Annotated in this window: 16 protein-coding genes and 1 riboswitch; of the genes, 15 read left to right on the top strand and 1 reads right to left on the bottom strand. The window is 68.1% G+C overall.

All coding sequences use genetic code 11. The annotated features are described in order from the left end of the window. Positions 1 to 6: 6 nt before the first annotated feature. The 5 genes from AAGA11_13225 (at position 7) to AAGA11_13205 (ending at position 5,129) form a co-directional block, all read left to right on the top strand. The gene (locus AAGA11_13225; GenBank protein ID MEM9603821.1) at positions 7 to 585 is read left to right on the top strand and encodes a TRAP transporter small permease; all 579 of its coding nucleotides are present in this window, start codon (positions 7 to 9) and stop codon (positions 583 to 585) included. Positions 586 to 590: 5 nt separating this feature from the next. Further along, positions 591 to 2,174, top strand: a complete 1,584-nt coding sequence (locus AAGA11_13220) for a TRAP transporter large permease subunit (protein MEM9603820.1) — start codon at positions 591 to 593, stop codon at positions 2,172 to 2,174. A 257-nt stretch (positions 2,175 to 2,431) separates the two neighbouring features. After that, complete coding sequence (locus AAGA11_13215; protein MEM9603819.1) at positions 2,432 to 3,595, top strand: mandelate racemase/muconate lactonizing enzyme family protein; 1,164 nt, start codon at positions 2,432 to 2,434, stop codon at positions 3,593 to 3,595. Positions 3,596 to 3,608: 13 nt separating this feature from the next. Beyond that, positions 3,609 to 4,520, top strand: coding sequence for a 2-dehydro-3-deoxygalactonokinase (locus tag AAGA11_13210; GenBank protein MEM9603818.1), 912 nt, complete (start codon positions 3,609 to 3,611; stop codon positions 4,518 to 4,520). Between the two features lie 3 nt (positions 4,521 to 4,523). Next, complete coding sequence (locus AAGA11_13205; GenBank protein ID MEM9603817.1) at positions 4,524 to 5,129, top strand: 2-dehydro-3-deoxy-6-phosphogalactonate aldolase; 606 nt, start codon at positions 4,524 to 4,526, stop codon at positions 5,127 to 5,129. Between the two features lie 25 nt (positions 5,130 to 5,154). On the opposite strand, the gene AAGA11_13200 is transcribed toward AAGA11_13205, so the two are convergent. Further along, positions 5,155 to 6,552, bottom strand: a complete 1,398-nt coding sequence (locus AAGA11_13200) for a DUF3179 domain-containing (seleno)protein (GenBank protein MEM9603816.1) — start codon at positions 6,550 to 6,552, stop codon at positions 5,155 to 5,157. A 173-nt stretch (positions 6,553 to 6,725) separates the two neighbouring features. On the opposite strand from AAGA11_13200, the gene AAGA11_13195 reads away from it, so the two are divergent. From AAGA11_13195 to AAGA11_13150, 10 genes are all read left to right on the top strand, one after another. Then, complete coding sequence (locus AAGA11_13195) at positions 6,726 to 7,667, top strand: phytanoyl-CoA dioxygenase family protein (GenBank protein ID MEM9603815.1); 942 nt, start codon at positions 6,726 to 6,728, stop codon at positions 7,665 to 7,667. A gap of 24 nt (positions 7,668 to 7,691) precedes the next feature. Further along, positions 7,692 to 9,194: an altronate dehydratase family protein gene (locus AAGA11_13190; protein ID MEM9603814.1), complete on the top strand. Its 1,503-nt coding sequence runs from the start codon at positions 7,692 to 7,694 to the stop codon at positions 9,192 to 9,194. Between the two features lie 180 nt (positions 9,195 to 9,374). After that, a complete protein-coding gene (locus tag AAGA11_13185) occupies positions 9,375 to 10,253 on the top strand; it encodes an NAD(P)-dependent oxidoreductase (GenBank protein ID MEM9603813.1) in 879 nt (292 codons plus the stop codon). Positions 10,254 to 10,278: 25 nt separating this feature from the next. After that, complete coding sequence (locus AAGA11_13180; GenBank protein MEM9603812.1) at positions 10,279 to 11,196, top strand: DMT family transporter; 918 nt, start codon at positions 10,279 to 10,281, stop codon at positions 11,194 to 11,196. A 124-nt stretch (positions 11,197 to 11,320) separates the two neighbouring features. Next, positions 11,321 to 11,507: riboswitch (cobalamin riboswitch) on the top strand. Positions 11,508 to 11,632: 125 nt separating this feature from the next. Further along, positions 11,633 to 13,240 carry an ATP-binding protein gene (locus AAGA11_13175; GenBank protein MEM9603811.1) on the top strand — a complete coding sequence of 536 codons (1,608 nt, stop codon included), beginning with the start codon at positions 11,633 to 11,635 and terminating at the stop codon, positions 13,238 to 13,240. Beyond that, the gene (locus tag AAGA11_13170) at positions 13,237 to 13,887 is read left to right on the top strand and encodes a precorrin-8X methylmutase (protein ID MEM9603810.1); all 651 of its coding nucleotides are present in this window, start codon (positions 13,237 to 13,239) and stop codon (positions 13,885 to 13,887) included. Before AAGA11_13175 ends, AAGA11_13170 begins: the two co-directional genes overlap by 4 nt. Continuing rightward, the gene (gene cbiE / locus AAGA11_13165) at positions 13,884 to 15,212 is read left to right on the top strand and encodes a precorrin-6y C5,15-methyltransferase (decarboxylating) subunit CbiE (GenBank protein MEM9603809.1); all 1,329 of its coding nucleotides are present in this window, start codon (positions 13,884 to 13,886) and stop codon (positions 15,210 to 15,212) included. Before AAGA11_13170 ends, cbiE begins: the two co-directional genes overlap by 4 nt. 16 nt (positions 15,213 to 15,228) lie before the next feature. Continuing rightward, a complete protein-coding gene (locus AAGA11_13160; GenBank protein ID MEM9603808.1) occupies positions 15,229 to 15,957 on the top strand; it encodes a sulfite exporter TauE/SafE family protein in 729 nt (242 codons plus the stop codon). Next, on the top strand, positions 15,950 to 16,669 hold the full coding sequence (gene cobI / locus AAGA11_13155; protein ID MEM9603807.1) for a precorrin-2 C(20)-methyltransferase: 720 nt from the start codon (positions 15,950 to 15,952) through the stop codon (positions 16,667 to 16,669). The genes AAGA11_13160 and cobI overlap by 8 nt, the downstream gene beginning before the upstream one ends. Then, positions 16,666 to 17,769 (top strand): cobalamin biosynthesis protein (locus AAGA11_13150; protein MEM9603806.1); only part of this gene is annotated, 1,104 nt, incomplete at its 3' end. The genes cobI and AAGA11_13150, both read left to right, overlap by 4 nt.

Here is a 17,769-nt window from a genome sequence, read left to right as displayed (position 1 = left end):
TTGAGCATGATCGAACACGAAAGACGCGGGTGGGTTGATCAGATCAACTGGCGCCTGAGCCGGATCACGTACCTGTTTCCGGCCCTGATCGTCACCATGATTGTGTATGAGGTCTTCATGCGCTACGTGCTGGAGAAGCCGACGATCTGGGTCAACGAGATGAGCCTGTGGATGGGCGGCTGGATCTACCTGTCGGCCGGCGTCTACGCCATGCAACAGCGCTCGCACATCCGCATCACGCTCCTGTACGACATCGTGCCGCTCTGGCTGCGGCGGGTGTTCGACATCGTCTCGGCGGTGCTCATCGTCGTCTGGGCCTTCACCACGATCTGGGGCGGCTACAACGAAGCGGTCAAGGCCTTCCTGACCTGGGAGCGTTACGACTCGGCCTGGGCACCGCCCATCCCTGCGATATCACAGCCCCTGATTCTCATCACGATGGTGTTCGTCACTGTCCAGGCGGTGTCAAACCTGATCATGGACTGGGGCAAGGAAGACCAACCCGGCATTGCCGACGAAGAGTGGGTGTCCGAGATCGAGGAGATCCGGCGCGCCCAATCCATTGACAGCGACAGCCGGGACTGACAGCCATGGATATCGGAACCATCTCACTGGTCTTGCTGATTGGCATGCTGGTGCTCCTCGCCATCGGCATGCCGCTCGGGTTCGCCTCGGGCATTCTGGCGGTTGCGGTGCTGGTCATGAAGTTCGGGCCGGACCTGCTGTTTCGCGACTTCGGCCGCGGCCCGCTCAGCATTCTCGCGCAGCGCATGTACGGGCTCACCACCGACTACGTGCTCATATCGGTGCCGCTGTTCATCTTCATGGCGACCTTGCTGGAGCGCTCCGGCATCGCGCGCGACATGTACAGCAGCCTGAGCCTCTGGCTGAACCGCACCCGCGGCGGCATCGCGCTGGTGACCTCGGTGATGGCCGTGGTGATGGCGGCGATGTCCGGCATCATCGGCGGTGAAGTGGTGTTGCTCGGCCTGATCGCGTTGCCGCAGATGCTGCGGCTTGGCTACAACCAGAACCTGGCGATCGGCACCATCTGCGCGTCCGGGTCGCTCGGCACCATGATCCCGCCCTCGATCGTGCTGATCATGTACGGGCTGATCACGGAGACGTCGATCCACGCGTTGTTCAAGGCCGCGTTCGTACCGGGCTTCATGTTGGCCGGCTTGTACATGGTGTACATCATCATCCGCACGCGCATCAACCCGGACCTCGCGCCCTTGTCCGAGCCAAACCCCGACGACATGGACGGGCGCGCCAAGCTCATCAACGGCTCGATCCTGATCTCGTTGCTGGTCACGGGCGGTCTGGTACTGCTGGTCGTGCGCGCGGTGTTCCTGCAGTACTTCGATCGCATCGAAGACGACACCTCGATGGTCAGCAACGCCTTTGTTACCCAGGCGCTGATCGGTGCAGGCGTGCTGTTGGCGTACCTGCTGTTTGTCATGGGACCGGCCCGCGTCCGCGAGGCGTGGCGCATCGGCAAGGGCCTGGTGGCGCCGCTGTTGGTGGTGTTTGTGGTCCTCGGCTCGATCTACGGCGGCATCACGGGCATCACCGAAGCGGCGGGCATGGGCTGCATCGCGGTGCTGGTGCTGATCATCTTCCGCGGCGAGTTCTCCTTCAACCTCGTGCACGAAGCCCTGATGCGGACCTTCAAATCCACCGGCACGATCATCTGGGTCACCTTCGGGGCCACGGCGCTGGCCGGCGCCTACACGATAGCCGGTGGCCCGACCTACGTCGCCAACCTGATCGTCGGTGCCGAACTGCCGACGCTCGGCGTGTTGTTGATGATGATGCTGATCTTCCTGTTTCTCGGGGCGTTCATGGACTGGGTCGGCATCGTGTTGCTCGTCATGCCGGTGTTCCTGCCGATCGTGTTGAAGTTGCCGGTGGCGGACCTTGGCATGTTCTCGCCGCTGGTCGACGCGCGCTCCTTCATCCCCGTCTGGTTCGGCATCCTTTTCTGCATCAACATGCAGGTGAGTTTCCTGTCGCCACCGTTCGGACCCGCGGCCTTCTACCTCAAGTCCGTTGCACCCTCGCACATCACCTTGCCGCAGATCTTTCGGGGCTTCCTGCCGTTCATCCTGCTGCAGCTCGTGATCCTGACGGCGGTGCTGTTTTTCCCCGAGCTGACCATGATGCTGCGGTAGGAAAACGCAGAGGCGCCTTCTGTTGGCCGGACCGCCGGACCGCCGGACCGCACGACTCAGCGTTGGCGGTGTCAGTCAACATGCCCATTTGCCGTGAGTAAATCGATGCGTCAGCCCGGTCCGTTTTTTTGTCGCCGCCGCCTTGCCTCGTGCTCAACAGGGCACGCCTCAGCGCGGTCGTCATCTCGTCACGCTGCAGAGGCACCGAGCAGCGACGCTTCACGGTGTGTTTGGCCGGTGTGGGAGCGGGCGGGCCATTGAAAATCACACGCATCACGAGCCACGTGCTCGGCTACGACCTGCCTGAAGAGCTCGGCTACTCGCAGCAGTACTACGCGCGTCGGACAGCGCACCTTGTCGAGGTGGAAACCGACGCCGGGCTGACGGGGTGGGGCGAGTGTTTCGGGCCGGGCAACGTGGCGGTAGCCAACAAGGCGATCGTCGAGCAGGTGATTCAGCCGCTGTTGCTCGGCGAGGACCCGATGGCGCGCGAGGTGCTCTGGCACCGCGTCTACAACCTTCTGCGCGACCACGGCCAGAAGGGCATGCCCCTGCAGGCCTTGTCGGGTGTCGACATCGCGCTGTGGGATCTCTTCGGCAAGATCGTCGACCAACCGGTTCACCGGCTGCTCGGTGGGCCCTTCCGCGAGCGGGTCCCGGTGTACGGCTACGGCATGATGCTCAAACGCGAGTCGACGGCCGAGCACTGCGCGCGGTTCCGCGACGAGGCCGCGGCGATCCGTGACGCCGGCTTTGTCGCCACCAAGATGAAAGTCGGTCTCGGCGCGCGCGATGACATCCGCCTGTGCGAGGCCGTGCGCGCTGGCGTCGGCGACGATTTCGATTTCATGGTCGATGCGAACCACTGCTACACGGCGCACGACGCGCTGACGGTGGGTCGTGCGCTCGACCAGCTGCGGGCCTACTGGTTCGAGGAGCCCGTGGCGCCGGAGGACCTCGACGGATACCGGCACTTGCGCGACCGGCTCGACACCCACATCGCCGGTGGCGAGGCGGAATTTTCGCGCTGGGGATGGCGCGAACTGCTGTCGCGCGGCTGTGTCGACATCGCGCAAACGGAAGTCTGTGCGCTTGGCGGCATCAGCGAATTTCAGCGGGTGCTGGGCATGGCGCACAGCCACCTCACGCCGGTGGTCAACCACGTGTGGGGGTCCGCGGTTGCGGTGGCCACCAACCTGCACCTGCTCGCGGCGATGCCGCCGGTGCCCGGTGGTCTTTTCGCGCGCGAGCCCTGGCTGGAGTTCGACACCACCGACAATCGGTTTCGCGACGAGCTGCTGCGCGAGCCGCTGAGCATTCAACAGCAGGTGAAAGACCACGGCGGCACCGTCGCCGTGCCGAACGGCCCCGGCCTCGGTGTGACCCCCGACCGCGCGATGCTCGAGCGCTATGCCCTCTGAGGGTGGTACCACGGTGCTCGCCACCGACGCGCTGTCGCACGTGGCGGTGGATTGGGGCACGAGTCGTCTGCGTGCCTGGGCGGTTGGTCGGCACGGGGGTGTGCTGGGTGCCGTGACGAACGACGCCGGCATGGGCGGCTTGCAACCGGCCGACTTTCCCGCGGTGCTGGAGCGGGCTGTGGGTACGTGGTTGAGCGCGCATCCCGGTGTGCCGGTCCTGTGTTGTGGCATGCTCGGCGCGCGCGGCGGGTGGCAGGAAGTGCCCTACCGGGCGGTGGGGCAGGCGCCACTCGCCGTAGAAGAGTTGACAGAAATCGGGCAACTGAACGGCTCGCCGGTGCGTGTGGTGCCGGGCTTGGCGCAACGCACACCGGCCGACGTCATGCGCGGTGAGGAGACCCAGGTCGCGGGGCTGGTGACCTCCGGTACCACAGACGCTCTTGTCTGCCTGCCCGGCAGCCACAGCAAATGGGTCACGGTGCGTGGCGGCCGCGTGGCCGCCTTCACGACGGCGTTGACCGGCGAGGCCTTCGCCGCGTTTCGGCACCACACCGTGCTGCGGCTGACGGTGTCGCGTGCGGGCCTGTTCGACACGGCCGCGTTCGAGGCGGCTGTGCGGGACGCCCTCGACGCCCCCGGACACGTGTTGACCGCCGCGTTCCGGTTGCGGGCCGAGGCGCTGCTCAATGGCCTCGCGGCCGATGCGGCGTTGGCACGTTTGTCGGGTTGGCTGATCGGTGTCGAGATCGGCTCGATGGCGTCGTCGTGCCGGCAACACGGCACGGTGCACCTGATCGGTGAGCTCGAGCTCGCTCAGCGATACGCACGCGCGCTGGCCCTGATCGAGGTCGACAGTGTCGTGCACGACCCCACCGACTGCGTGCTGGCCGGCTTGGCCCTGGCACGCCAAACCGACGGGGATTGACCCATGCGCGAACTCATGGCGATCTTGCGGGGCGTGACGCCCGATGCGGTCGAAGCCGTTGGGTCGGCGTTGATCGACGCGGGCGTCACCCAGATCGAAGTGCCGCTCAATTCGCCGGAACCACTGGTGTCGATCGAGCGGCTCTCGCGCGCGTTTGACAGGCGTGCACAGATCGGCGCGGGCACGGTGTTGCGCGCCGACGAGGTGGACGCGGTCGCGTCGGCGGGCGGGACCTTCATCGTCTCGCCGAACTGCGACACGGCGGTTATCGACGCCACGGTCAGTCGCGGACTGCAAAGCTGCCCGGGTGTGTTCAGTCCGAGTGAGTGCTTTCAGGCGTTGCAGGCCGGGGCCAGTCTCCTGAAAGTGTTTCCTGCCGAGCTGGTGCAGCCGCGGGGTATCCGCGCGTTGCGTGCCGTGTTGCCACCGGAGACGCGCGTCTACGCCGTCGGTGGGGTGTCGGCAGCAAACCTTGGCGAGTGGCTGGCGGCCGGGGCCACCGGCTTCGGTGTGGGCAGTGCGATCTACCGACCCGGCCAGAGCGCGACCGACACGGCCCAGTTGGCGCGCGCGCTGGTGTCAGCGTACGACGCCTGCCACGGCGACTGAGTCGACGCGGCAGTGCGCCGCGTGTTCACATCGGCCAGAGCAGGGTGTCGGGGTGGAACTGCGACCAGGCGAACCAGAAGGCCTGGTGGCTGCCGAGGTCCGTGCCGTCCGCGTCGACTGCGCGAACGCCGCCGCCGTCGAGGGTGAGGTGGACACCGTCGACCACGACGGTTTCGCCGCGCGTCAGGCTGGCGATCGCGTTGCTGCGTTGAAACGCGATGGGTTGTCCGGCGGCGTTGATCACCCCGACCACGTCCTCGTGAACGGGCAGCCGCGGGTCGGTGTCGCCGACCGGAAAGATCGGTCCGTTGGCATCGCGGTTGTTGCGGAAGTCGAAATCGCGACCGAGCGCCAGGTGCTCGGCCAGCACCGTGGTGTCGGGGTGCGCATCGCGCCAGGCGCCCCAGGTCGTGGTGACCATGCTGGCCTGGCGCAGGGAGATGCCTTGCTCTGCCAGCGGTCCGGTGACGGCGGTGCCCTTGAAGGTGTCAAAAATGGAGTGGGTCTCGATGTCGTACATCACCTTGTTCGAGCGAATCAGCAGGCCGGACGTGCGCAGCACCGGGCGCGCAACGCCCTCGGGCACCTCGTCGGTGTAGTAGGCCTGCGCGGCGCCGCAGAGCGTGCAGTAGGGGATGCCGAAGTCACGGCCGCCCAGGGTGTCGTTGACCATCTCACGCACTTCCATGATGCGGCGGGGGTACGCCCGGTGCGTGCCGTTGACCGAGAGGCCGAACACGATGGCGTCGTCGGACAGCCACGCGGCGCCGGCCACGTCAGTGACGTCCGGGTTGTCCGCCGCCGGGATGCAATTGCACAGCTCGTCGGTCTCGTCAAAGGCGCGGTCGTCGATCAGAACGCCGCCCCAGGAGACGTGGCGCCAGTCGATGTCCCCGGGCACGAACAGCTTGTCCCAGCCCGGCACCAGGTTGGTGAAGATGGCGCGCTTGGTCTCGAGGTAGTTCGGCGGCTCGGGGATACGCCACGCCATCAGGTGGTCGGTGGTGCTGCCCCAGATGTTGCCGTCCGGGTACTGGATGCCGAGAAGCTGCGACGCCGCATCGGCCAGCACCGCGTTCAGACCCGAGTTGCCGACGAAGCGCATCAAGTCGCTCATCGGCCACACGACCCGAGGGTCGCCGGATGCGACAAGGGCATCGAGGGCGGCTTCCTGCGGCTCGCGCCAGGTGCTGTCGACCACACTGTCGATGAAGGCTGTCTGCAGGTGCTGCACCAGCGTGTCGTCGTCGACGGTGCCCCGGGCCGATGGCGGCGGGCCGAACTGCTCGATCACGTATGCGGGCAGGGGGTCGGGCTTGGCCATGGTGTCATCGGCGGCATGGCCAACCGTGGCGGCGAACAGGGAACTGCCCAACGTGGCGACCACCAGAGCCCAACGCGGGCTTGGGATGAGATGAGACATATCGCGATCCTCGAGTGGGGCTCTGTCTCGGATGCCCCCTCGGTGCACGAGTTCAGATCAGGGTAAACCCCTACACCGACCGGGCGTGCCGTGTGGTGGCGACGCACGCGCCAGGGCCGTTCGCGTCGCCGTGGGGCGATATACTGGGGGTCTTGCAAGCGGAGACCGTCCCCATGTTGAGCGATGCACAACGCACGGCGTTCGAACGCGATGGCTACCTTGTGGTGCCGGCGTGCGTCGAACCGACGCTGTTGGACCGGGTCGAGGCCGAGTACGACCGTCTCCTGGACCCGCTGGTCGGCAGCGCGCTGGCGCGGAGGCAGCTGGCTGCGCCGCCGGTGGGCGGGTTCCTGTCCCGGTTGCGGGCGCTGCACCAGGGCGGCGTGGACTGGTTTCAGCCCCTCGACATCTCCTTGCCAGGCGGTGAGATCGACGCGGACACGCCGTTTCACATCGGGCCGGCGGTGTTCGATCTCATGACGCACCCGACGCTGCTCGACGTCGCCGCCGCGTTGATTGGCCCCGAACTCGCGCTCAACCCGATTCAGCACGTGCGCCTGAAGCCGCCCGCCGACGAGCTCGCCTCGACCGAAGACCGCGCCCACGTGGGGCTCACGGCCTGGCACCAGGATCGGGGCGTGGCGCACGCCGACGCCGACCGGACCCCCATGGTGACCGTTTGGGTGGCGATGACCGATGCCACGGTCGAGAACGGCTGTCTCACGGTCGTCCCGGGGCCCGTCGACGATGGCCTGATCGACCACTGTCCGGCCGGACAGACCCACATTCCGGCGAGCCTGCTCGACATGGACCGTGCCCGCCCGCTGCCGGTGCCGGCGGGGTCGCTGGTGGTCCTGCACCCCTCGACACCGCACGCCTCGCTGCCGAACCGGAGCACCGGGATACGATGGTCTTTCGACCTGCGCTACCACCGCCTGGGCGAACCGAGCGGCCGCGCGCATTTTCCGAGTTTCGTTGTGCGCAGTGTGAATCACACGCCGGTCGCGCACTGGGAGGCGATGCGCGACGCCTGGCGAGCTGCGCGCGACCGGCTGGCGCAACAGCCACACATTCCCATTCACCGCTGGGACGGCAACACACCCGCCTGCGCCTGACGCTGGGCAACCCGGAGACCGAACATGGACGCCTTTGTGCGACTGTCCGAGCAGGACAACGTGATCACCCTGACCGAAGACGGGGCCGCAGGCAGCGTCATCAACGGGCTGACGCTGCGCGACGACGTGCCCCAAGGCCACAAGGTGGCGACGCAACACATCGCCGACGGCGCGCCGTTGTACAAATACGCGCAACGCATCGGCACGGCCAACGGGGCCATCGAAGCGGGCAGCCACGTGCACACGCACAACCTCGATTTCCAGCCGGTGTCGACGGCCTACGATTTCGCCACCGACGCCATTGCACCCGCTGCGCCCGACCGTGTCGACACCTTCCAGGGGTACCGCCGCGCAAACGGCAAGGTCGGCACGCGCAACTACATTGCGGTACTGACGTCAGTGAACTGTTCGGCCACTGCGGCGCGGTACATCGCGCAGGCCTTCACCGACGCGGATCTCGGTGCCTACCCGAACGTTGACGGGGTGGTCGCCTACGTGCACGGCACCGGCTGTGGCATGTCCGGCAAAGAGAGCTTCGAGGCCTTGAGCCGTGTCATGCACGGGTACGCGCAGCACCCGAACCACGCGGGCGTGCTGTTGGTCGGCCTCGGGTGCGAGATGTTGCAGATCGACACGCTGCTCGAGCGCTACGGCTTGCAATCCGGACCCCTGTTTCAGGCCATGAACATTCAGGATTGCAACGGCCTCAGGGCGACAGTCGAGCGCGGGGTGGCGCTGGTGCGCGAGATGTTGCCGCTCGCCAACGCGGTGGCACGCGAATCCTGTCCGGCATCCGATCTCCAAGTCGCGCTGCAGTGCGGTGGCTCGGACGCCTGGTCTGGCGTCACAGCAAACCCCGCGCTTGGCTATGCCGTCGACCTGCTCGCGGCGCAGGGCGGCACCGGTGTGCTCGCTGAAACACCGGAAATCTACGGGGCCGAGCACCTGCTGACGCGCCGCGCCGTGAACCGCGACGTCGGTGAGAAGCTGCTCGACCGCATCCGCTGGTGGGAGGACTACACGGCGCGCAACGGGGGCAGCCTCGACAACAACCCGAGCCCGGGTAACAAGAAAGGTGGCTTGACAACGATATTGGAGAAATCCCTCGGCGCGGCTGCCAAGGGCGGCACGACGCAATTGACCGGCGTGTATCAGTACGGCGAAGCGGTCACAGAACCGGGCTTTGCCTTCATGGACTCACCCGGTTATGACCCGGTGTCCGTGACCGGTCAGATCGCGGGTGGCTGCAACCTCGTTGTGTTCACAACCGGGCGCGGGTCCGCCTTCGGGTCCAAGCCGGCACCGTGCATCAAAGTGTCCACTAACAGTCAGCTCTATGCGCGGCAACAAGATGACATGGACATCGATGCGGGGCGCGTGCTGAGCGAGAACCTGCCGGTCGAGACGGTGGGCCGTGAAATTTACGCGCGGTTGCTCGAAGTGGCCTCCGGTGATCCGTCCCACTCCGAAGCCTATGGGCTCGGTGACTTCGAGTTCGTGCCCTGGCAGATCGGCGCGACGGTGTGACCGGCTACGGCCGCGCACAACCCCAGGCCGCCATCGTGTGCTCCCGCTGAGGCGCTGCGGCGCAAAAGGGCGGCGCAGCATCGGGTCGACGCGGTAGAATAGGCATTCGCAATTTCTCGAATGCACGCGGCGCGACCCACGCGCGGATCCGTGCGCCCGACACCCAACTGGAAGCCCCCTATGTCTTTTGAGCGAATCGGTTTTATTGGTCTTGGCCTCATGGGGTCGGCGATGGTCGAGTGCCTGCAAGGTGCCGGACTCGCGCTCGGCGTGGTTGCCAACCGCAGCCGGACGGCGGTCGACGCCGCCGTGGCACGCGGGGCGGTCGAGTACGGCAGCGCGCGCGCCCTCGCCGAGTCCTGCGACCTGATCATGCTGTGCGTCGACACATCCGCGTCCGTCGAGTCGCGCATGCGCGGCGACGACGGGGTGATTGCAGGCTTGCAAAATGACGCTGTCGTGGTCGATTTCGGCACGTCCTTGCCGGGGTCGACGCGGGCGCTCGGCGCCGACGTTGCAGCGGCCGGCGGCCACATGCTCGACGCGCCGCTCGGTCGCACGCCAAGCCACGCACGCGAAGGCAAGCTCAACATCATGGCGTCGGGCGACGAGGCGGTGTTTGACCGCGTCAAACCCGTGTTCGACGTGGTGGGTGAAAACGTCTTTCACCTCGGTGCCCTCGGCACCGGCCACACGATCAAGCTGCTGAACAACCTGTTCGGTATGACCGTTGCCTCGGCCACAGCGGAGGCGTTTGCGCTGTGTGACGGCCTTGGCATCGACCGCAAGCAGTTTTACGACGTGGTCGCCGCCGGGCCCAACCACTCCGGCATGATGGGCTTCGTCGCCGAGTACGCCCTGAAGGGCAACCCCGAGGCGCTCGCGTTCAGTCTGGTCAACGCCCGCAAGGACGTGCGCTACGCCACCGACATGGCGGCCGACGCGGGGCTGACGTCGCAGACCGGGTCGGCGGCGCGCGGCCTGATCGAGGCAGCGGTCGACGCCGGAGCGGGTGACCGTATGGTGTCGACTCTGATCGACACACTCGCGCCGGACTGATCTGCCCCCACCGGGACGTGCCGCGGTGCACGCAATAGCGCAGCGCGGGCCCGACCGCGTGGTGTTTGCGATCGGGCTGATGCTCTGCGCCTATTTCCTGTTCTCGGGCGTCGACGCGAGCGTCAAGTGGTTGAGTGCAGTTGGCTTTGCCGCAGTTCAGCTCGCGTTCATGCGCTACGCCGGGCACGCCGTGCTCTCACTCGCCGTCGTCGTGCGTCACGGCCAACGGGCGGTGCACGTGGCGCCGTCCGAACGGGCGCTGGTGGTGCTGCGCGCGCTGTGCATTCTGGCGAGCACCGTGCTGAACTTCATCGCCATTCGCTACTTGCCGCTCACGCTGACGGCCACGATCATGTTCACCGTGCCGTTGATTGTCTGCGCACTGTCCGGACCCGTGCTGGGTGAGCGGGTTGGGCCGTGGCGCTGGGGCGCGGTGGCCGTGGGTTTCGTGGGGGTGCTGATCGCGATGCGCCCGTTCTCCGCGCAGTTTCACTGGGCCATGGTGTTGTCGTTGGCGACGGCCTTGTCGTTTGCAGGCTACACGCTGCTGACCCGGAAGCTCGCCGGCCGCGTCTCGCCCGAGGCACAACAGCTCTACACCGGACTGCTCGGCGTGCTGGCGCTTGGGCCGGTCACGCTGTCGGTCTGGCAATCACCCGACAACGGGCTCGACTGGGCCCTGTTGCTTGGCGTGGGCGGGCTCGCCTGGGTGGGTCACGAGATCATGACGCGTGCGCACGCGCACGCGCCGGCGAGTGTCCTGTCGCCGTTTCTCTACAGCTTGCTGCCGTTCATGGGCTTCTGGAGCTACACCGTGTTCGGCCACGTGCCCGACGTGGCGACGCTGGTGGGTGCCGGCACGGTGATCGCGGCTGGTCTCGTGATCTGGGCGCGTGAACGGCGGCGGTCGGCTGCTGTGCCCGATAGCCGCCCGCTGGGGTGAGAACCCGGTGCCGCAACAACGGGATGGGGGAGTCGGACTCCCGTCGTCCTGCGCCAAGTGGGTGTCGGTTTGACAACGCCGCCCCGGTGCGCGGTTCTGGCTCGGGAGTGGGCGCGGGCGATATACTAGACGGCTTGCATCAGGTGGCCCCAACCCCGTTGGTGGCTGAGAGGGAAACGGGTGGAAATCCCGTGCCGCCCCCGCGACTGTCAGGCTGAGGATTGCGCATGTGCCACTGGGCTTTGGCCTGGGAAGGCGCGCAACGCCGGAGACGCCGAGCCAGGAAACCTGCCTGTGTGCCGTGTAACTCTGGACGGGGTGTTTCAGTCAGATGCGGCCAGCCGTCCAGCTGGCCGTGCGGAGCAACCATGCGTTGCCGAATCCCAGTGCCTTTTGAGCCGAATCCCGTGAACCCAGCGCGGCAGGGCAGGGCGTGGTGAGGCTGCCTCTGAGCGCCGTCGTCGGGCAAGCGGAGGCAAAGCTCGCGCTGCAACTCGCGGCCATCGACCCGAGCCTTGGCGGTGTGCTGTTGCGTGGCCCGCGTGGCACCGCGAAATCCTCGATGGCCCGTGGGCTGGCGGCCTGGCTGGACGGCGCGCCCTTCGTCGACCTTCCGTTGGGCGCGGACGAGGACAAACTGGTCGGGTCGCTCGACCTGCAAGCGGTGTTGCAGGACAAGCACGTGCGCGCCGAACCGGGCTTGCTCGCGCGTGCCGACGGCGGCGTACTGTATGCCGACGAGGTCAATCTCCTGCCGGACCACCTTGTCGACCTGTTGCTCGACGCCGCGGCGTCCGGGGTTGTGCAGGTGGAGCGCGAAGGCGTGAGCCGGCGTTTCGATGCGGCCTTCGTGCTGGTCGGCACGATGAACCCGGATGAGGGCGACTTGCGGCCTCAATTGCTCGACCGCTTCGGTCTGTGCGTCGACGTGCTCACGCCGACGGACCCGCGCGAGCGCAGCGCCGTGTTGCACCAACGCCTTCAGGCGCAACACGACGGCGCACGCTTTGCCGCCGAGCACGCCGCCGCGGAAGACGCGGCGCGGGCCCGCTTGCGTGCAGCGCGGGCGGGTTTGGCCGCGGTGGCCGTGGCACACATGTGTGAACGCGTGGCGGTGGCCTGTGCCGACGCCGGCGTTGACGGCTTGCGCGGGGACCTGGCCTGGCTGGCAGCAGCGCGTGCCCACGCGGCGCTCCACGGCCGTTCGCGGGTTGAAGACGACGACCTCGCCGTGACACGTGATTTGGCCTTGCGCCACCGGTTGCCGGAGCAGCCACCCGAGCCACCGACCGGGCGGCGGCCGAACGACAGCCGGCAATCGACGCGGCCGGACAGCGCAGCGGTGGCTGCCAGCGTGCCATCGTTGGCGCGAGACGGTGACTCTGCGCGCGCGGAGGCCCGTGTCGGGCGGGGAGCGCGCGGGCAGACTGCCGCCACGCGCGACCGCGCGGGTGCAGCGCGCCGGGTCGAGACCGGCGCCGCCGTGGCCTGGGCCAGCACCCTGCGTCACGCGGGCGGCGTGCCGACCTCGATCGAGGCAATTCGCCACCGTGCGCGGTATCGAAAACAAGGCGGTGCCTGGATTGTCTTGCTCGATTGTTCAGCGTCCATGCTGCGCGGTGGCGTGCTCGCGCGCACCCAGGGCGCGGTAGCCGACCTGGTCCGCCAGGCGTATTGGCAACGCCGTGACATCGCTGTGCTGCGGTTCGGTGGCGACGGGGTCGAGACCCTGGTGCCGCTCGGCCGCGCGCCCAAACGGACGCCACTGTGCGTGCGGGTCGTTCAGGGCGGCGGGGGCACGCCGTTGGCGGCTGGGCTTGCCGCGGTCCGCGAACTCGTGCACCGCGCCGCCGGTGACGCCACCGACAGGCAACTCTGGCTGTTCACCGACGGTCGGGTGCCTCGACAGACACTGCCTGACCCGGGTTGCGCTGTGACCGTGGTCGACACGCTCGGCGGCGCCGGTGGCCACGCCCGACGCCTGGCCACGCAGCTCGGTGGCGAGAGCCGCGCACTCGACAGCCTCGTGCGGCGCGCCGCATGAGCCGCTACGAATACGCGCGCGACCCCGCGGCCATCTACAGCGAGAGCTTTGCGACCGTGCGCCGCGAGGCCAATCTGGCGCGCTTCGATGCGGCCGAAGCCGACATCGCCGTGCGGATGGTACACGCCTGCGGCCACGTGCCGATCGCCGATGATGTGGTGTTTGGCGGCGGTTTCGTGCCGGCGGTGGAGCGCGCGCTGCGCGCGGGGGCGCCGATCTTCTGCGACTGCGAGATGGTGCGTCGCGGCGTGATCGAGCGGATCCTGCCGACGGCCGCGAGCGCCCCCCGGTGCTGCCTGACACACTCCGATGTGCCGGCGTTGGCAAACCGATTGGGCACGACGCGCTCGGCCGCCGCCGTCGAACTCTGGCGCGACGAACTCGCCGGTGCGGTGGTGCTGATTGGCAATGCACCCACCGCGCTGTTTGCCCTGCTGGAGGGCCTGCACGCCGGTTGGCCGTCGCCGGCGGCGGTCATCGGCATCCCGGTGGGTTTCGTGGGCGCCGCGGAGTCCAAGGCTGCCCTTGCGGAGGACGCCGAGGCGCTCGGTCTGCCGTTTGTCACCGTGCGCGGTCGCCTCGGTGGGTCCGCGGTCGCCAGTGCCGTGGTCAACGCCGTCGCGGCGCGGCTGGGCGCTGCGCCTTGAACGCGCCGATCACCGTCGTGGGGGTCACCGAAGCGGGCGATGCGGCCCTGAGCGTGCGCGCGCGCGACGCGCTGGCCGGCGCCGATTGGGTGCTCGGTGGTGCGCGCCATTTCGAGTTGCTTGACGCCGCGTTGCCAGCCGTCGAGCGGGTGCCGTGGTCGCGGCCGCTGCAGGACAGCTTCGCACGTCTCGATGCGCGGGGCAGTCAATCGGTCGTGGTGCTCGCCAGTGGCGAACCGCAGTGGCACGGCATCGCTACCACACTGATTGCGCGTTATGGCGGCGACGCGGTGACGGTCGTGCCAGCGGTCGGTGCTTTCAGCCTCGCAGCCGCGGCGCTGTCGTGGCCCCTCGAGCAGACCCACTGCCGCAGCCTGCACGCACACGACCTGGCCATGCTCGCTGTTTGGTGCTACCCCGGTGCCAGGCTGTTGCTGTTGAGCGACGGCGCCGACGCCCCGAGAGAGATAGCCGCGCGATTGCGTGACTTGAAACTCGACGCGGTGCGGCTGCGGGTGTTCGAGCACCTCGGCGGGCCACGGCAGGCCAGCAGCGCCTGGTTGTCGCCGGCTGACGGCATCGGGTGCTACGCCGAACTCAACCTGGTGGCGCTCGATGTGCCGGACACCGTGCAGCACACCGCCGTCGGTGCGATGCCAGGCTTGCCGGACGAGGCGTTCGCCCACGACGGCCAATTGACCAAACGGAGTGTGCGGGCGGCGACCCTGGCCAAGTTGCGGCCGCTGCCCGGCCAGTGTCTGTGGGACCTCGGTGCCGGCTGCGGTTCGGTGGCGATCGAGTGGGTGCGTGCCGCGCTCGCCCTGTCCCCCGGCACGCCGCCGGCCGGCACCGTGCTGGCCTGTGCGGTCGAGCGCAACCCGGCGAGGGTCGGCATGCTCGAGCACAACCGCGTGGCGCTGGGAACCCCTCAACTCGCGGTGTACGCCAGTGACACCGCGGACGTGATCGACCGCTTGCCACCCCCCTCGGCCATCTTCGTCGGCGGCGGCCTGACCCAGTGGCGGGGCGACGGCGGTACGGATGACACCGCGCGCGCGCTCGCGCTGATCGCGCGGTGCATCGAGGCCTTGCCGGTCGGCGGGCGGTTGGTGGCCAACGCCGTCACATTGGCGTCCGAGGCCGCGTTGGTGGCCGCGCAGGCACGACACGGCGGCGATCTCGAACGGTTGATGGTCTCGACGAGTCAGGCGGTCGGGCGGTACACCGCCCTGCAGCCGTCGATGGCGGTGTTGCAGTGGTGCTGGACGCGGCTGCCGGCGCCGTCCGCGGACCGCGCGCAGCACGACGGGGCCCGGCGTGATTGAAACCTGGCTGCCCAGCGTGAGCGGGTCTGATTTGCTGTGGTTGAGCTTCGCCGTCGGCCTCGCCGGGCTTGTGCGGGGTTTTGCCGGCTTCGGCACGGCGCTGGTCTACGTGCCGCTTGCGGGGCTGGTGATACCGCCGGTGTGGGTGGTCATGACGATCTTGGTGTACGACCTCATCGGGCCGCTGCCGCTGGTGCCCGAATCGGTGCGCAGCGCCCGCCGCCCTGACCTCGTGATGCTCGCGTTGGGCTTGTGCGTCGGCGTGCCTGTTGGCGTCTGGCTCTTGGCTGACGTTGACCCAACCGCCTTTCGCTGGGGCACGTCGTTGCTTGCGGGCGTGCTGCTCGCCGTGTTGGTCTCGGGGTGGCGTTACGCGCACTACCTGCAACCGCCCGGTGTGGTCGGGGTCGGCGCTCTGGGCGGTTTGCTCGGCGGTGTGGCCGGTGTGCCCGGGCCGCCGGTGATCCTGCTGTACATGAGCGGGCCGGGAAGGGCCGCCGAGGTGCGCGCCACGGTGAACCTCTACCTGCTGATCTTTGACGCCATCGTTTTCGCGGCCTTCGCCGGCTTCGGCATGCTTGCGCTCGAGCCGCTGTTGCTCGGGGTGCTGTTGATACCGCCCTACATGCTCGCCTGCTGGACCGGGGCGAGGCTCTTCGACCCCGAGCGGGAGAAGCTCTTTCGCACCGTGGCCTACGTGCTGATCGGCGGTGCGGCGCTCTACGGGATTCCCTGGCATGGCTGAGACGAACGTGGCGGGCACACTGTACGGCGTCGGGGTCGGGCCTGGCGATCCGGAACTGCTGACGCTCAAGGCGTTGCGTTTGATTCGCGCGGCCTCGCTGATCGCCTATCCGGCCCCCGACACCGGCCCGAGTTTCGCGCGCCAGATCGTCGCCGAGTTCGTGCCTGAGGGCACACGCGAGTACGCGATCACCATCCCGATGAAGACCGACCGCTTTCCGGTGCAATCGATCTACGACGACGCGGCGCGCACGCTGGGCGCTGCCCTTGATGCCGGGGACAGTGTTGTGGTGCTCTGCGAAGGTGACCCCTTCTTCTACGGCAGCTTCATGTACCTGCACAGTCGGATGGTGGCGCAGCATCCCTGTGTCGTAGTGCCGGGCGTGTCCTCGATCATGGCCGGTGGCGCAACGGCGTCGACGCCGCTCGCCTCGCTGTCTGAAACCTTTGCTGTCGCGCCCGCCCCACTGCCGCGTGACCGGCTGGTCGCGCTGCTGGCGTCGCACGACAACGTGGTGTTCATGAAGGTGGGACGTCACCTCGAGAAGGTGCGCGGCGTCATCGCCGAAGTGGGTTTGACCGCGCACGCGACCTACATGGAACGGCTGGGCACGGCACAGCAAGCCTGCTTGCCACTCGCCGAACTCGGCGACGTCACCGCACCGTATTTTTCCCTGATACAAGTGAACCGACGACGGAGTGAGCCGGTGTGAGAACCGCTATTGTCACCCTGGCGAACATCGCCGAGCCCACAGTGCGGCAGCTGCAGACCGCCTTGCCGGAAGCGCGTGTCTACGGCCGCGTCAATCGCGTGCGGCACTGTGACGAGGCCTTCGAGCTTGCCAGTGTGCTGTTGCCCCAGCTCTACCGCGAGGGCGTGCGCATCGTCGGCGTGTGCTCCAGTGGCATCCTGATGCGGTGTCTCGGCCCTGCGCTTGCGGACAAACACCGCGAACCTCCGGTGCTGGCGGTCGCCAGCGACGGATCGAGCGTGGTGCCGTTGATCGGTGGCCACCGGGGGGCAAACGCACTCGCCCGCGACCTCGCCTCCGCGTTGGGCGGACACGCGGCGATCACCACGGCGGCGGATGTCACCCTCGGCGTGGCGCTCGACGAGCCACGTGCGGGCTACCGCCTTGCCACCCCCGAGCACTATCCGAACGCGGTGTCCCGGCTGCTGGCGGGGGAACCCCTGCGCCACGACAGCGATGCACCGCCAGTGGTGGGCGAAGGCGGCGACAGCCTGCCGCGCGGCGACGGCACGCTGGGCATCACCGTGACCTCGGAGGCGTTGCCGTCCGAGCGTGGTGAGTTGCACTACGCACCGCTCGATCACGTTCTCGGTGTCGGCTGTGAGCGCGGTTGCTCGGCCGAGGAGCTGCGCACCCTGGCGCTCGACACGCTCGCGGCGCACGGCATTTCGCGCCACGCGATCGCCGCGGTGACGTCGCTCGACCTCAAGTCCGACGAACCCGCGGTCCATGCGCTGGCTGCGGAACTCGGCGTGCCGGCACGGTTTTTCTCACGCGAGGCCCTCGCTGCCGAGGCGCCGCGTCTGGCCAACCCGTCGGCGATTGTCGCAGCCGAGGTGGGCGTGCCGGGTGTGGCCGAGGCGGCCGCCCTCGCAGCGGTCGGGCCCGCGGGGCGTCTGGTGGTCGAGAAATGCAAGTCTGCACGGGCTACCTGTGCGGTGGCAACGCGGCAGAGCGGTGTGTTCGAGTCGGTCGAGTTCGGTCGGTCGCGCGGCACGCTGCACCTGATCGGCACCGGTCCAGGTCAGCCGGATTGGCGCTTGCCGGCGGTGGAGCAGGTG

Source organism: Pseudomonadota bacterium, from assembly GCA_039196715.1.
Taxonomy (GTDB): Bacteria; Pseudomonadota; Gammaproteobacteria; order CALCKW01; family CALCKW01; genus CALCKW01.
Note: the sequence above shows the minus strand (reverse complement) of the source record. Positions and strands in the feature narration are given on the sequence as shown.

Bases quoted from the DNA above. Each gene is read 5' to 3' on its own strand.
- AAGA11_13225 (MEM9603821.1), top strand. From the start codon at position 7: ATGATCGAACACGAAAGACGCGGGTGGGTTGATCAGATCAACTGGCGC.
- AAGA11_13220 (MEM9603820.1), top strand. From the start codon at position 591: ATGGATATCGGAACCATCTCACTGGTCTTGCTGATTGGCATGCTGGTG.
- AAGA11_13205 (MEM9603817.1), top strand. From the start codon at position 4,524: ATGCGCGAACTCATGGCGATCTTGCGGGGCGTGACGCCCGATGCGGTC.
- AAGA11_13200 (MEM9603816.1), bottom strand. From the start codon at position 6,552: ATGTCTCATCTCATCCCAAGCCCGCGTTGGGCTCTGGTGGTCGCCACG.
- AAGA11_13195 (MEM9603815.1), top strand. From the start codon at position 6,726: ATGTTGAGCGATGCACAACGCACGGCGTTCGAACGCGATGGCTACCTT.
- AAGA11_13190 (MEM9603814.1), top strand. From the start codon at position 7,692: ATGGACGCCTTTGTGCGACTGTCCGAGCAGGACAACGTGATCACCCTG.
- AAGA11_13185 (MEM9603813.1), top strand. From the start codon at position 9,375: ATGTCTTTTGAGCGAATCGGTTTTATTGGTCTTGGCCTCATGGGGTCG.
- AAGA11_13170 (MEM9603810.1), top strand. From the start codon at position 13,237: ATGAGCCGCTACGAATACGCGCGCGACCCCGCGGCCATCTACAGCGAG.
- cobI (MEM9603807.1), top strand. From the start codon at position 15,950: ATGGCTGAGACGAACGTGGCGGGCACACTGTACGGCGTCGGGGTCGGG.